At 41.2% G+C, this 14,143-nt stretch carries 11 protein-coding genes; 4 read left to right on the forward strand and 7 right to left on the reverse strand.

What is annotated here, in order from left to right:
- Positions 1 to 99 precede the first annotated feature (99 nt).
- Positions 100 to 1,236, reverse strand: a complete 1,137-nt coding sequence (locus B1202_RS07530) for a GGDEF domain-containing protein (RefSeq protein WP_171262614.1) — start codon at positions 1,234 to 1,236, stop codon at positions 100 to 102.
- Between the two features lie 380 nt (positions 1,237 to 1,616).
- Here B1202_RS07530 and dhaK point away from each other — a divergent pair, with 380 nt between their 5' ends.
- From dhaK to B1202_RS07545, 3 genes are all read left to right on the forward strand, one after another.
- A complete protein-coding gene (gene dhaK / locus B1202_RS07535; RefSeq protein WP_078189956.1) occupies positions 1,617 to 3,347 on the forward strand; it encodes a dihydroxyacetone kinase subunit DhaK in 1,731 nt (576 codons plus the stop codon).
- Positions 3,348 to 3,569: 222 nt separating this feature from the next.
- Positions 3,570 to 4,247: a DUF421 domain-containing protein gene (locus B1202_RS07540; protein WP_078189957.1), complete on the forward strand. Its 678-nt coding sequence runs from the start codon at positions 3,570 to 3,572 to the stop codon at positions 4,245 to 4,247.
- 599 nt (positions 4,248 to 4,846) lie between these two features.
- Positions 4,847 to 6,034, forward strand: coding sequence for an ammonium transporter (locus B1202_RS07545; RefSeq protein ID WP_078189958.1), 1,188 nt, complete (start codon positions 4,847 to 4,849; stop codon positions 6,032 to 6,034).
- Positions 6,035 to 6,110: 76 nt separating this feature from the next.
- Here the strand turns inward: B1202_RS07545 and B1202_RS07550 are convergent, their stop codons facing one another.
- The gene (locus B1202_RS07550) at positions 6,111 to 6,809 is read right to left on the reverse strand and encodes an HAD family hydrolase (RefSeq protein WP_078189959.1); all 699 of its coding nucleotides are present in this window, start codon (positions 6,807 to 6,809) and stop codon (positions 6,111 to 6,113) included.
- A gap of 172 nt (positions 6,810 to 6,981) precedes the next feature.
- Between B1202_RS07550 and B1202_RS07555 the strand changes: the two genes are divergently transcribed.
- Positions 6,982 to 7,689, forward strand: coding sequence for a phosphatase PAP2 family protein (locus B1202_RS07555; protein WP_078189960.1), 708 nt, complete (start codon positions 6,982 to 6,984; stop codon positions 7,687 to 7,689).
- 46 nt (positions 7,690 to 7,735) lie between these two features.
- Here the strand turns inward: B1202_RS07555 and B1202_RS07560 are convergent, their stop codons facing one another.
- From B1202_RS07560 to B1202_RS07580, 5 genes are all read right to left on the reverse strand, one after another.
- Entirely contained in the window at positions 7,736 to 9,055 is a 1,320-nt protein-coding gene (locus B1202_RS07560) for an ATP-binding protein (RefSeq protein ID WP_078189961.1), read from the reverse strand.
- A gap of 19 nt (positions 9,056 to 9,074) precedes the next feature.
- On the reverse strand, positions 9,075 to 9,743 hold the full coding sequence (locus tag B1202_RS07565) for a response regulator transcription factor (RefSeq protein ID WP_078189962.1): 669 nt from the start codon (positions 9,741 to 9,743) through the stop codon (positions 9,075 to 9,077).
- Between the two features lie 3 nt (positions 9,744 to 9,746).
- Positions 9,747 to 11,417 (reverse strand): phosphoethanolamine transferase, encoded by a 1,671-nt coding sequence (locus tag B1202_RS07570; protein ID WP_078189963.1) that lies wholly within the window; start codon positions 11,415 to 11,417, stop codon positions 9,747 to 9,749.
- A 140-nt stretch (positions 11,418 to 11,557) separates the two neighbouring features.
- Entirely contained in the window at positions 11,558 to 12,664 is a 1,107-nt protein-coding gene (locus B1202_RS07575; protein ID WP_078189964.1) for a porin, read from the reverse strand.
- 127 nt (positions 12,665 to 12,791) lie between these two features.
- The gene (locus tag B1202_RS07580; RefSeq protein ID WP_078189965.1) at positions 12,792 to 14,078 is read right to left on the reverse strand and encodes an MFS transporter; all 1,287 of its coding nucleotides are present in this window, start codon (positions 14,076 to 14,078) and stop codon (positions 12,792 to 12,794) included.
- Positions 14,079 to 14,143: the final 65 nt, after the last annotated feature.

Genomic DNA, 14,143 nt, shown 5'->3' on the forward strand with positions numbered 1-14,143 from the left:
TTCATTATTAGTTTACAAATGGATGTTCCCTCTCCTGAGCGAGTCTTAAGCACTGCTTTAAGATGAAGTGCAAATGAGAGTTAGGGAGAAATAAATCAATCATGCTAATACAGCAAACTGCACCTGATTCCGCCCATTTTCTTTCGATTTATATAGAGCCTGATCCGCCAAACGCGTCACTTCATCCATGCTCATACCGTCTTGTGCAGTCGCAATACCAAAACTCGCAGTTACTTTCAAAACACTTTGATCTGGCAGAGTAATCTCCAATGCTTCAATAGCCTGACGACAGCGTTCCGCAATTTCTAAAGCCTTTGCCAAGTCCTGATCGGCTAGAACTAGAGAAAACTCTTCTCCACCAAAACGACCAACCTTATCTTGCTCACGAACTGCATGTCTGAGCACATGGGCAACTTGGCGCAATACTAAGTCACCCGCTTCATGTCCATAACTATCATTAATTTTTTTAAAATGATCTAAATCCAAAAGAATCATCGAATATTTTTGGAAATTCTTTTGATGTCTTTTATTCAGAAATTCAGATAAATAACGACGGTTGTACACTCCCGTTAAACCATCAATTCGGCTCAAAATTTCAATTTTCTGATCTCGATTACGCCACTGACGCAGCAATATTTCAAAAAATAATGCCGAAGTAATTAATATCGGTGAGTAAAGGATCAGCATACTTTTAAGCCAAAAACTATTGCTGTACAAATCACTTTGATTCAGCCGATCACTAAATAAAGGTGCATAAGCCAATGTACCAATGGCAGTGAAATAACACATCGCCCCAAAAACCAAAGTCACAATCACCATAATGCTATAAATAACTTTGGGTTTATAAAATACAAAACCAATCAGCAAAATATTCAATATTCCGCCCATAGATGCAGGGCTATAAAGGCCAACACTTTTGGCTGAATACAGCAGCAGTAGCCCAAAAAATAGCGGAATAAACCACCCCATAAAATGACGAAACTTCGCATTTCCCTTAAATGCTAAAGCAAGCAAAAGTACAAAGGCGGTTAAAAATATCTGGCACCACGTGGTAAAAATACGCTCATCATGATAGCTCTGACTAAACCAAATTTGGTTTGCAGACTCGTAATTCACAACATACCAACCCAAATGCCCAAGCAAGATCAGCAGTGCAAATACAAGTAAAAGTATGCCCTTATTAAAATCTGGCCAGTAAATGAATACATCGTCTGTCTCAAATAAATGAAATTTCAAAGACTTAAAATTTTCACTTATTTTATTTTTTATTCTTAGCATTTTTCCCATATATATTTATAAATCAAAAAATTAAATAGTTTTCACAACTGACATCCTTTTATTCAGAGTTAAGGATTCTTTTTCTTTATAGCACCATTAGCAATGTTGATCTGCAAAACTTTAGGCCTCTTTTTAACAAATTATTTAAGCCCCTTTTAACGTTGCAATTTTTTCCTATCTAAAATGAGTAATCTTCATTTTTAGAAAGCCATTCAATATAAAAACTCAACCTTTAATCAAAAAATTGCTTTTTTACACTTTTATGTCAGCAAACATTATGTTTTTCGATAATAATAAACTTTTTACATTCTCCCCTATAAATACAGATTGGTACATCCATGAAAAAACTCATGAACGGTGCAGAAAACATCGTAATTGAAATGTGCAAAGGTTTCGTTCTTGCACATCCTGAACTCGCATTTAACGAGTCACACAAAATCATTTCACGTAAAGAAAAACACAACAACGTGGCATTGATCAGTGGCGGTGGTAGCGGTCACGAACCTGCCCATGCAGGTTTTGTCGGTACAGGCATGTTAGACGCTGCCGTATGTGGTGATGTGTTTGCATCTCCTTCACAAATTCAGGTCTATAAAGCCTTACAGCAAGTTGCGACTGACAAAGGCGTGCTGATGATTATCAAAAATTATTCTGGCGATATGATGAATTTCCAGAATGGTGCAGCCCTTGCAACTGAAGACGGCATCAAAATTGACTATGTCAAAGTGGCAGATGACATAGCGGTTAAAGACAGCCTATATACAGTCGGTCGTCGCGGTGTTGCAGGCACAGTATTTGTACATAAGATTGCAGGTGCAGCGGCATCAAAAGGATTAGAACTTGCAGACGTAAAAGCGATTGCTCAAAAAGCTGCGGACAACGTCATTAGCCTTGGTTTTGCTTATAGCTCTTGTACCGTTCCTGCCAAAGGCACGCCAACCTTCACATTGGCTGATGACGAAATGGAATATGGCGTCGGCATTCACGGTGAACCCGGCATCCGTCGTGAAAAAATCTTGCCTTCTAAAAAAATGGCACAGCGCATCGTAGATGATTTATTCCTCGACCGCCCAGACATGAAAGAAGTTGCGGTTTTGATCAATGGCTTTGGTAGCACTCCACTGCAAGAGTTGTATGTCTTTAACCATGACGTATGCGAACACCTTGCACGTAAAGGCATCAAAATTTACCGCACATTTGTCGGTAACTATATGACCAGTATCGACATGAATGGTGCATCAGTTTCATTACTTGCTGTCGATGATGAATTGAAAACTTACCTCGATGCAGTAGCCAACACTCCTGCATTTAAAATGGATGGTTCAGCAGCACAGCCTTTAACTTTCGCAACTAGAGATGCTGCAACCGAAGCAGTGGTAAACACACAAGTTGAAACTCAGCCTGAACATGCGGTGATCAGCAATGAGCAATTCACCATCGAAAACATGCGCTATGTGGTCGATGTCATGTCTGCCTGCATCATTAGAAATGAAGTGCCATTCTGTGAACTAGACGCACATGCAGGTGACGGCGACTTCGGTATGAGCGTGGCGAAAGGCTTTAAGCAATTAAAACGTGAATGGCAAAGTCTGATTCAAGCGCAGCAGATGGATGAATTCATGCTGAACTGCTCAATGATCATTATGGAACACTGTGGCGGTGCATCAGGTCCAATCTGGGGTTCAGCATTCCGTGCAGCAGCGAAATCAATTCAAGGCAAATCAGTTTTAACTGTCGCTGATTTCGCAGAGATGCTGCAAGCAGCGGTCAAAGGCATTCAAACTACAGGTGAACGTTCATTTGGACGTGGCGCAGTGGTAGGTGATAAAACCCTGATTGATGCTTTAGTGCCATGCGCAGATTCTTGGTCTGCCCATACCGATAAATCGTTTAAAGAAAACTTTGTCCTTGGTGCAAAAGCGGCTGTTCAAGGTGCTGAAAAGACCAAAGAAATCGTGGCGCGTATGGGACGTGCGGGAACTGTGGGCGACCGCAGTCTTGGCTATCCAGATGCAGGCGCACATGGTTTAGGCGTAATCTTTACGGATATTGCAGAACATATTAAATAACTAAACGTTTTAAAAATTGCCATAACACATCAAAAGCATCGATTCGTCGGTGCTTTTTTATGACTATTTAAAAGCACTTTTTTTCATCAAATATCTCATGCATACAATACCTTTAGCATGAAATCCATTTTCAAATAATGCTTAAAAATTAACACAATTGAGCTGCTTTATCGCCTAGCGCTTTGCTAAGCTAAAACATATAACGATAAAAAAGGATGAGACATGGATTTCACCCAAATATTCATCCATGACACCACATGGACTTTTGCTGCCGAAGTGATTTTGCGTAGCGTCATTATGTTCGTTTTAATCATCGTATTCTTACGCCTAACAGGCAAACGCGGCGTGCGTCAGTTATCCATCTTTGAAGTCGCGATACTCCTTGCTTTGGGTTCTATTGCAGGCGACCCGATGTTTGAGGAGGAGCTCCCCCTCTTGCAAGCGCTCATTGTGATGACGGTGGTGATTGGTTTATACCGCGTAATCACTTGGCTAATGATGAAATACCAACCCTTTGAAGATTTAATTGAAGGCAAAGCCCTCTACATTGTGGAAGATGGTGAGTTGGTTTTAGAAAAGATTAAACAAGGTAAAATGTCACATGATGAATTCTTCTCTGAAATGCGTCAGCAAAATGTGGAGCATCTTGGACAAGTTCGAGTTGGCTTATTAGAAAGTGATGGCAAATTTAGTATTTTGTTTTATCCACCAGAGCAGGTACGTTATGGACTGCCGCTATTTCCGAAACCCTATAAAGCGGTTCGCGATATCAAAATGCATCATTTGTATGCCTGTACACATTGTGGCAAAACCATGTACATTCACGGTGCTCAGGATGCCTGCCCGCGCTGTGGATGTTGTGACTGGGCTGAAGCGATTAATACACAGCGTTTAGCTTAAGCATTCAAGGCTTAAACTTAAAATTCTGTGCCTCTTCAATTAAACACGTCATCAAATACAGTCAGACCCAACGACCATCACCTCAAACCCACCCTTGCATGTTTATTTCGCCATCTAAAAGTGCAGCAGCAGAGATTTCATGGGTTAATATCTGTGCATCATTTCAGTTCAGGCAAGACATCAAGCTTTCAACTTTTAATGACCACAAGATGCTCAGACAGACTCCCAAAATGTATCATTCGTCAATTTTAAGTTTCATTCTCGCACTAACATCTATCAATCAGATAAAAATACAAAATAATGGATTGCCCTGAATTAACTCAGAAATGGCGCTATTTATTATTCATTTGTTAAACAAATTCAAAAAACATAGTTTTTCACTTAATAATCATTCATTTAATTTTCTCATTGCAAAACATCATTGCACCATTTTAGTGCATTATTATCACACTCATGCAAGTCTTTGCTTTATATCGAGTCTTCTACATTTTTTAGTTTTTTTAATCAAAATTTCCCTCTCTCACTCCTCTTTTCGAAATTATTCCGCTCGATATACTGAACTTCTTTTCGTGAACTAGCGCACTAAACTGGAACACCTTATGCAAAATATAGATCTCCTCTTTCTCCTTCTTGGTGCAGTCTTGGTTCTTGCCATGCATGCTGGCTTTGCATTTTTAGAATTAGGTACAGTACGACATAAAAATCAGGTCAATGCGCTGAGTAAAATTTTGACTGACTTTTCTATTTCCGCAATTGCATACTTTTTTGTGGGTTATTACATCTCTTATGGTCAGCACTTTTTCCATATTGGGGACACTTTAGCAGCCGATCACGGCTACAACTTAATGCGTTGTTTCTTCCTGCTGACTTTTGCCGCAGCCATTCCAGCGATTATTTCAGGTGGTATTGCTGAACGTGCAAAAATGCGGACTCAAGCGATTGCCACATTATTATTGGTCGCTTTGGTCTATCCATTTTTTGAAGGCATGGCGTGGAATGGTAATTTTGGGCTACAAGCATGGTTAGAACGCACATTTGGCGCAGCCTTTCATGACTTTGCAGGTTCGGTCGTGGTACATGCCATGGGCGGTTGGATTGCTTTAGCTGCAGTACTTTTACTTGGCGCACGTCATGGACGCTATAAAAAAGACGGTCGTATCAGTGCGCACCCGCCTTCAAGTATTCCATTCCTTGCCTTGGGCTCTTGGATTTTAATCGTCGGTTGGTTCGGCTTTAACGTGATGAGTGCGCAACGTTTGGATGCCATTTCAGGACTGGTTGCGATTAACTCTCTCATGGCAATGGTGGGCGGTACGCTTGCAGCAAACTTTATGGGCAAAAATGACCCCGGTTTCTTACATAATGGTCCCTTAGCAGGTTTGGTAGCGATCTGTGCTGGTTCAGATGTAGTCCATCCTGTCGGTGCGTTAATTATCGGCGCTATCGCAGGTCTGATCTTTGTCAAACTATTCACTTACACTCAAAACAAACTCAAAGTCGATGATGTACTTGGCGTATGGCCACTACACGGTGTCTGTGGTGCTTTCGGTGGTATTGCGGTGGGCATTTTTGGACAAAAATGGTTGGGCGGTTTAGGCGGTATTTCAATGATCTCTCAATGTATCGGCACGCTACTCGCAATCTTGATTGCATTGGCTGGTGGTTTCATCGTTTATGGTCTACTCAAAGTCACAATGGGTATTCGCCTAGATCAAGAAGAAGAATTCCGTGGTGCAGACTTAAGTATTCACCGTATTTCAGCAAACTCTGAAGAAAACATGTTCTAAATAACACAATCTAAAGCGGCATTTATGCCGCTTTTTTTAGCCCTGAAATTCGCTCACAGCTTGAGTTTAAATCAACTTATTTCAGAAAATTTAAGACCTGATCCAAATGCTGAATTTTATTCGGAATGCTGTGCTGTTGTTCAGCACTTAAAGCATGAAAGCCTTCAAGCAATACGGCAGACATCCCTGCTTGGCTCGCACCATAAATATCATTGACAGGATGATCACCAATAAATAAACACTCGGTTTCCGTCACGCCCAACTCACGACAACTGTGCTGAAATATTTCAACTTTGGGCTTACTGATCCCGGCACTTTCCGAGCTGATGATCTGATCAAAATACGACGCAAAACCCAGTCCATTTAAAATATTCAGGCGTGTGGCATGTCCACCATTTGACACCACCGCCAATTTATACTGCTGTTGTTTTAGTTGCTGCAGCAAGCTCAATGCCCCAGGCATCGCCACGGCAAACTGACCAAAGTGCTGAAACCAAAATTGTGTCAGCTCATCAAAATCAGGTTGATGTATCCAATCCAGCTCCGTTTGTAGAGCATAAGCGACAGATGCCCCAATACTCGGATGTGTAAGGAGTTCTTTTTTTGGATATCCCCCATTATCTATACGGTTAATAATACGTTTAATCTGTACAAGGTCTACCTCCGCCAGCGTCGACTGATAAGACTCGGCTAAATACTGCGTATAGGCCTGAACGCTGTGATCTCGATGAGTCAAAGTATTATCTAAATCAAAAAGGACTGCACGTATGCTCATAAATCTTCATTACTGAGTTTTCAAAAACTTTAACACAATGCCCGTTCTGCTTTATGCACCTTCTTCGCTATCGATATCGATACAGTTCAAATAGCCGATTAAGTCTGATTTAAGTTTCGTGGTTTCAAATAGCAGCATTCAAACAAAATAATTTCAATACATCACGCGACTTATGTTCTCGAACCGTACCTTTTTATTGCGACAAGCCCTTCTGCTCACACTCAGTTTGGTTAGCCTACTTTATTTTTTCCCCGTCGGTGGTTCGCTCGACCAAACTTTTATTCAGCCTTGGGTCGACCTACATGGTGGTTTTCCTCATCGTAATGATTGGGCACTTGCGGTGCTGAACCATCGCTATATCAAGAATATCGTCATAGGCGTTTATGTTCTCTATTTCGCAGCATGGATATGCAGTTTTAAATATCCGCATCTGAAAGTTCGCAAGTTTGAATTTGGCTATTTTATCGTGGTTGCTCTACTCAGCACGGCAATCATTGGGTTGCTCAAATCACAATCTGCACATGCCTGCCCTTGGAATATGACCGTCGCCACAGCCCACGGCTTTTCTTGGGATTTTTCTGCACGCCAAGGACACTGTTTTCCCGGTGGTCATGCTGCGACTGGTTTTGCCTTAATTACGGGATATTTTGTTTATCGAATACATCAACCTGCCCGTGCCTACTTCTTTTTATCTGCTGGGCTGATTTTAGGCTTTGCTTTTGGCTGGGCGCAAATGATGCGGGGTGCACATTTTCTGAGTCATAACCTTTGGACAGCATGGATCATTTGGGCATTTAATTGTGTCCTGTATGTGCTGTTTTCTCGCCATTTCACGGCATCGACTACGCAGCAAAAGAGCAAAGCATTTACATGGATTTAATCTTTAAGTATCTAAATTGAACTTGATCCGAAAATGATTGAGTCACTCATGATTCACTCAATGGGATCTGTAAACTCACTTTCAGACCGCCCAATGTTTCACTTTTAGAAAACTCCAATTCCGCACCGATATGTTTTGCGGCTTTATCCACGATCGCTAGCCCTAAACCACTTCCAATTTCTTCATGATTATAAATTCGATAAAAGCGTTTTCGAATTTGCTCATAAAAAGCTGGGTCGATGCCAGGCCCGCTATCTTCAACCTGTACAACCGCCTGCCCCGCATGTTCAAAGACGGAGACATTAATCATGCCCTGTGCAGGCGTATATTTGATGGCGTTATCAATCAAATTAAAAATGATTGAATGTACGGTTGGCTCAAGACTATATAAGGCTATGCTCTGTTGTTGCTCCATACCAAGGTCAACATCTTTTTGCATGGCCAAATGCACCAGTTGCTCCACACAATTGGTTGCGACTTGCTTGAGATCAAAATGTTGTTTGCGCTCAAGTTCAAAGACCGAGGCATCTTGTTTTGCCAAACTCAACAATTGACTGACCAAATGCTGAATACGAATTAAACCTTTACTCAAATTTTGTAGAGCGTCATCTTGCGGAAATTTTTGTAGCAAAATCTGCATTTGCAAATTCAGCGCGGTAATCGGGGTCCGTAACTCATGCGCTGCGTCGGCAATAAACTGGCGCTGTTCCTGCTGCGACAACGAAATTCGTTCAAACAACTGGTTCATTTCAATAATAGTTGGTGCAATCTCCTCTGGATACGGCATTTGAGAGATTGGAGAAAGTTCAAAGGCATCACGTTTTGCCAGTTCTTTTTTAAATTTTTCCAGTGGGTTTAAACTGCGTTGAATCAACCATCCCAAAGCGATTAATGCAAACGGTATAAAAACCAAATAGGGAATAAACATGCTACTGGCCAATTCTGCTGCAAGATGCTGCCGAACCGACTCTTGCTGACTGACCTGAATTTGCCTATCTGCGAGTGGCAAAATATAGGTATGCCACTCATCCTGTTGGGTACTGTGGGTATAAAAACCGGCTTTGGGCTGAGGCGCGACCAATAATTTTAATTGATGGGTTTGATGTGCATTGGACTGATAGGTCCACACATCAACAAATAAATCTTCTTCGTGATAACGCTTATGTTGATCAAATTCGCTACGAATAGGCTGCGGATCATGCTCTGCAACACGTTCCGCCAAATTTTGCATTTGCGCATCTAAAATTTCATTAATTTCTTCAAGCGCAATTCGATAAGCTGAAAACACCAAAAGACAGCCCAAAAGCATACTGAAAACAGACACATAAATAATTAGTCTCTTTTTCAGAGAGTAAGGCTGCTGCATGGTCGATAATTCCTTTGCCTTAACCGAGTCGATAACCTAAACCACGAATGGTGCGAATAAAATCTTTGTCTAATTTTGTTCTAAGATGATGCACATACACTTCAATAGTATTACTGCTGATATCACTATCAAAATCATAAAGCTTATCTTCTAAATTGGCTTTTGAAAAAATCTTATTCGGATGCGTCACTAATGGAATCAATATGGCCCATTCACGGTTAGATAAATCGACATATTGACCCTTATAGCGTGCAAGATGCTGTTCGATATCTAAAATCAATTCCCCATGTTTTAAGATTTTCTGTGGTGCTTCGACTGAACTCAGCCCTGTGCGTCGAAGGAGCGCATGAATCCGTGCAAGTAATTCATCAAACTCATAAGGCTTAATCAGATAGTCATCTGCCCCATGGTTTAATCCATCTACACGATTTTGTAATTGATCTCGTGCCGATATGATTAATACAGGCAATTTAGGCTGCATTTGACGAATTTGTTTCAGGACTTGCATACCATCCATCATCGGCAAACCCAGATCCAGCAAGACGATATCAATTCCCCCTTGCATAATAAGCTTTAAGCCATCGATACCATTATTCACCCACTCGACTTCAAACTGTTGATAGTTCAACAAGGTTTTTGTCGATTCGGCAATCATGAAATCATCTTCAATAATAAGTATTTTGTGCATGGCTTAAGTCCTGCGCTGTACTGAAGTACATTGTTGCAACATATTGTTTTTTTCATCAATCACCTGAGTCTGCACATCAAGCAAACTCAATAGCGATGGAAATAGATTATCCTGACTTAATTTTTGGCTTTTTTGTGCCATTAAACAAGTATATTGCGCTGAATTATTTTTTTGCCACGCCGGTGAATACCACATCAACATCGGCACATGGGTTTGCTGTGACGGTGCAATTGCGTATGGAGAACCGTGTAAATACAAACCATGCTCACCTGTCGACTCGCCATGATCGGACAAATACCACAGTCCTGTTTGATAATTGTCAGTCACTTTTAAGGTGTTAATCAATTCACTCAGTACATGGTCGGTATAGACAATACTGTTGTCATAACTATTTATTAATTCTGTCGAGCTACATCCCTGTATGGCATTGCTATTACAGGTTGGCTTAAATTTTTGAAACGCTGCGGTACTTCGTTTGAAATAAGCAGGGCCATGACTGCCCATTTGGTGTAATACAATTAAACGGGGAGTTGGATCTGCTTTCGGAATAGAAGCCAAATATGCCTTCAAACCATCCACCAAGATTTCATCATGACATTCGCCATCGGCATCACACGACTTTTTCTTCAGCGCTTCTGGAAATTCATATTTTTCAACACGTGTGCATGTGCCCTTACAGCCTGAATTATTATCTAACCACGTCACCTTGTAGCCTGCACGCTGTGCAATATCGAGTAAACCTTCGCGATGACTTGCAAGCTGTTCGTCATATTCAGTTCTCGGCATGCCCGAGAACATACAAGGAACAGACACAGCGGTTGCGGTGCCACATGAACTGACTTGGCTAAAATTGATAATATTTTGCTGACTGAGTTCAGGATTGGTATTTTTAGCATAGCCATTGAGTGAAAAACTTTCCGCGCGCGCAGTTTCACCAACCACTAAGACCATCAATTTTGGCAAGCTATTGGCGCTTACGTTTTCAACCATATGTGCATCTTCACCATAGCTCAGCAATGGCAAATTCTGTTTCGGTGCTTTTTTGTGATAATAGGAAAAGGTCGAAGCGATACTGTTTTGTGGTGAGAGCATGCCTTTTAAGTCACGATGCTCACGAAAGATCGCAGCATAATCGACAAAATAAACAAACAGTAAAGCACTCATGAGGATGAGCGACAGCACAATATGTAGACCTTTTTTGGCAACAACTGTGCTTAGGGCCTCTTTATGTAGTGGCAAAAGCCAGATCAAAAGCAGTGGCAAAATAACCAGTCCAAAGACCCAGATAAAAAATTGTGGCGAGATTAAATCCTGCACTTCCTTTACATCTGTTTGCATCATGTTTTGTACTTGGTCAGATGTAATGGTCACACCTAAACTATTGACAAAATAGGCACTCAAGCCACCAATGATCAGCAAAACACTCGCCAAAAGTTTTGAATTCCATCGCCATTGCAGGAATTGCATCAGCACATTATAAAGTGCCACCACCACCAGTACGGTTGCCGCTAAGAATAGTCCAGCCTTCAATCCCGTATAAGGTGTGAGCTGCTGGATTTGCTGATAAAACGCGAGGTTCAAAACCACCCCAAGCCATAAGGCAAGCACGAGGTTAAATTGACTTAAACTAAGTCTTGGAATTTTTTGCTGTATTTTCGCTATGACCTGAAGCATATTGGCATCAATTATTGATCTTTGATGCCCTAATCTAAAAATTCAAACTTAAAAATCACTTAAAACTGATCAAAACCAAGTAAGAAAAATCAAAAAAGGCGATGTAAAACATCGCCTTTTGAACAACTTAAATCAAGGTCTTAGAATTTAAATTCTAGACCTGTACCTAGAACAGGTTGTTCGCTTTCATTAGAACCTTGTTCAAGTGCTAAGTAACCTGCATAACCATAAGCTTTCACTTGTTTGCTAAATGCATAATCTGCACCTGCAATTAACTGCTGAGCTTCATAATCATCACCCACTTTATAGGTCGTGGTATTTTGACTATATTGTGCTTTTACTGTCCACGCTTTTGCAGATGGTAGATTGTATTCTGCACCGACTAGCCAACCTTGAGCATCATCAATATTTGCTGCTGCAACATCATTACCTTTAGCAGCCTCAACCTCTGATGTTTGATACAGTGCTTTGAGTGCCAAACCACCCTCAAGATTTACACGACCAATCGCACGAACAGTATTTGCAGCAGCAAATGCTTTTGTACCCGCAACTTCAGGAATTTCAGCATTTAAGATCCCTACACCACCAAAGTTCGATGGAATGGCTTTGTCATAGGCTAAACCTGCGACAACAACGGGGCTGTCATAAACAACAGACGCCGACCAAGCATCGCCAAGACCACGACCCGCGGTTTTTACTACACCATTGTCGCTCTTAATTCCTGAAGATTCACCTGTAGCAAGCAATGCATTAACTTTAATTGCACCTTCAGCAATTTTAAATGCTGGTGATTCATAAACAACAACGTTATCTACACGATTTTCACCCGTCATGATGCCTGTAACATCAGCACGGTTACCCACGTAGTTATTGAATGTATCAACCGGACTAGACAATTGTTTTAATGGTGTATCGTGTGCACCGACTTTCAATGTACCAAGTTTCGCATCTTTCAAACCAACGAAGCGGTTACGCTTAGACCAGTCATCGCCTTCGCCGTCTGAGTTAAATGCCCATTCAATTGCATAAACTGCGCTTAAACGGTCAGTCAGTTTTTCATCGCCCTTTAAACCCAAGAAAGAACTGTTTGAACTGATATCAACGACATCTTTGTCTGAAACACCCGTTTTATTATCTTCAGGTAAATAATCAACAGACGCATCAATTTCACCGTAGAATGTTGGTGCTGCAAAGGTTGACCCAGCCAAAAGGCTCAATGCGATAGCCGCTGCTAACTTAGTTTTCATCAAAAATTTTCCTTAAATTATTTTGTAACAGATATTACACACGCGAAACATATTACAAAATTATTAAAATAATATTTGCATTGCTCTTTTAGTGCTTTAGCTGATAAAAAACAACCAAAATTATGATTTAGAAGTGATTTTGGTCATTTTTTGATGCTTTTCCCCAAAATAGAATCGGGACTAAGCTCAATGCAGCCAAACCTGTGATCCAAAATAAATAAGTGCTATAACCCAGCTGATCGGCCACTATGCCACTGATGCTATACAGCCCCCCACTCACCGTCGCCATAATGGCAACCTGAAATGTAAAGTCCGTTGCTGCAAATGCTTTACGACTATATTGCATCACCAAAGTCAGCATGATCACGAGCAGCATGGCTGAAATCATGTCTTCGGCAGCATTAATCCCATAGATCTGCCATTCATGAACCTGCCGTTTAGCCTCGAACTGCAAAGCCAACCATGCATAGGCTAATAAGCTGAATATTTTCAATACTGAATAGAAAACCAAGGCCTGTGCCCGAGAAATATACTTCAAACTAAGACCTGCAAGCCCTGCCCCAATTAAAGCAGCCACCGCACCCAGCATGGTGACATATAGACCAATTTGACTAAAACTCAATCCTAAATCGACCATCAGCGGCTTAAGTAAAGGACCTGCTAGACCATCTGCAAGCTTAAAACTCAATAAGATCATCAGCCACAGTGTGAGAGTTTTAGTTTGAGTAAAATAAGTCAGATACTGGCGAATGGCGTAGAACAAGCCTGAAGTATGCTTATGGTAGTTATCATCCTCTGGACTAGATTTTATGTTGAGTGGTGGCTTTAAAGGTTCTCGATACATAAAAATAGGAATGGTATTGATGAACACCAATGCCGCTAGAAACAGAAAGGTGGCTTGCCAATCCAACCAATCTAAAGCCCAAAGTACAGCGCCACCACCGACGATAAAACCGAGTCTGGAACCAATCACCTGAAAGGTATTGCCCCAGTGCTGTTGGTCGGTTTTTAAAATATTGACAGCCAAGCCATCGGTTGCGACATCTTGAGTTGCACCGACCAAATTCATACTGAGTAAAGCCACAAAAAACAGCAGCAAATACATCGGTTCATTCAAACTTTGGATCGGCAAAAAAGACAAGAAGACCAAGACCACCACGGACAACAACTGCATTGGAATAATCCAACTCCGATAGTGCCCTTTGGACCTTGAACCATGTCGATCAATCCACGGTGCCCAAAAAACTTTGATCGACCATGGCAGCATGAGTAATCCAAAGCCACCAATATGTGCCAAAGACACACCTTGCGCTCTTAAAATCACCGGTAAAGCATGTGTCATAAAACCGACAGGTAACCCTTGCGCCCAATATAAGGAAAACAGTAAAAGATAGAGCTGACGAAGCTGGATCATAAGTTCCTAAATATTGAATGCGCTGAAGTTACATTTAGAGTAGTCAAAATACGGCTATTTTGCCA

It is taken from the genome of Acinetobacter amyesii, assembly GCF_002018365.1.
Classification (GTDB): domain Bacteria; phylum Pseudomonadota; class Gammaproteobacteria; order Pseudomonadales; family Moraxellaceae; genus Acinetobacter; species Acinetobacter amyesii.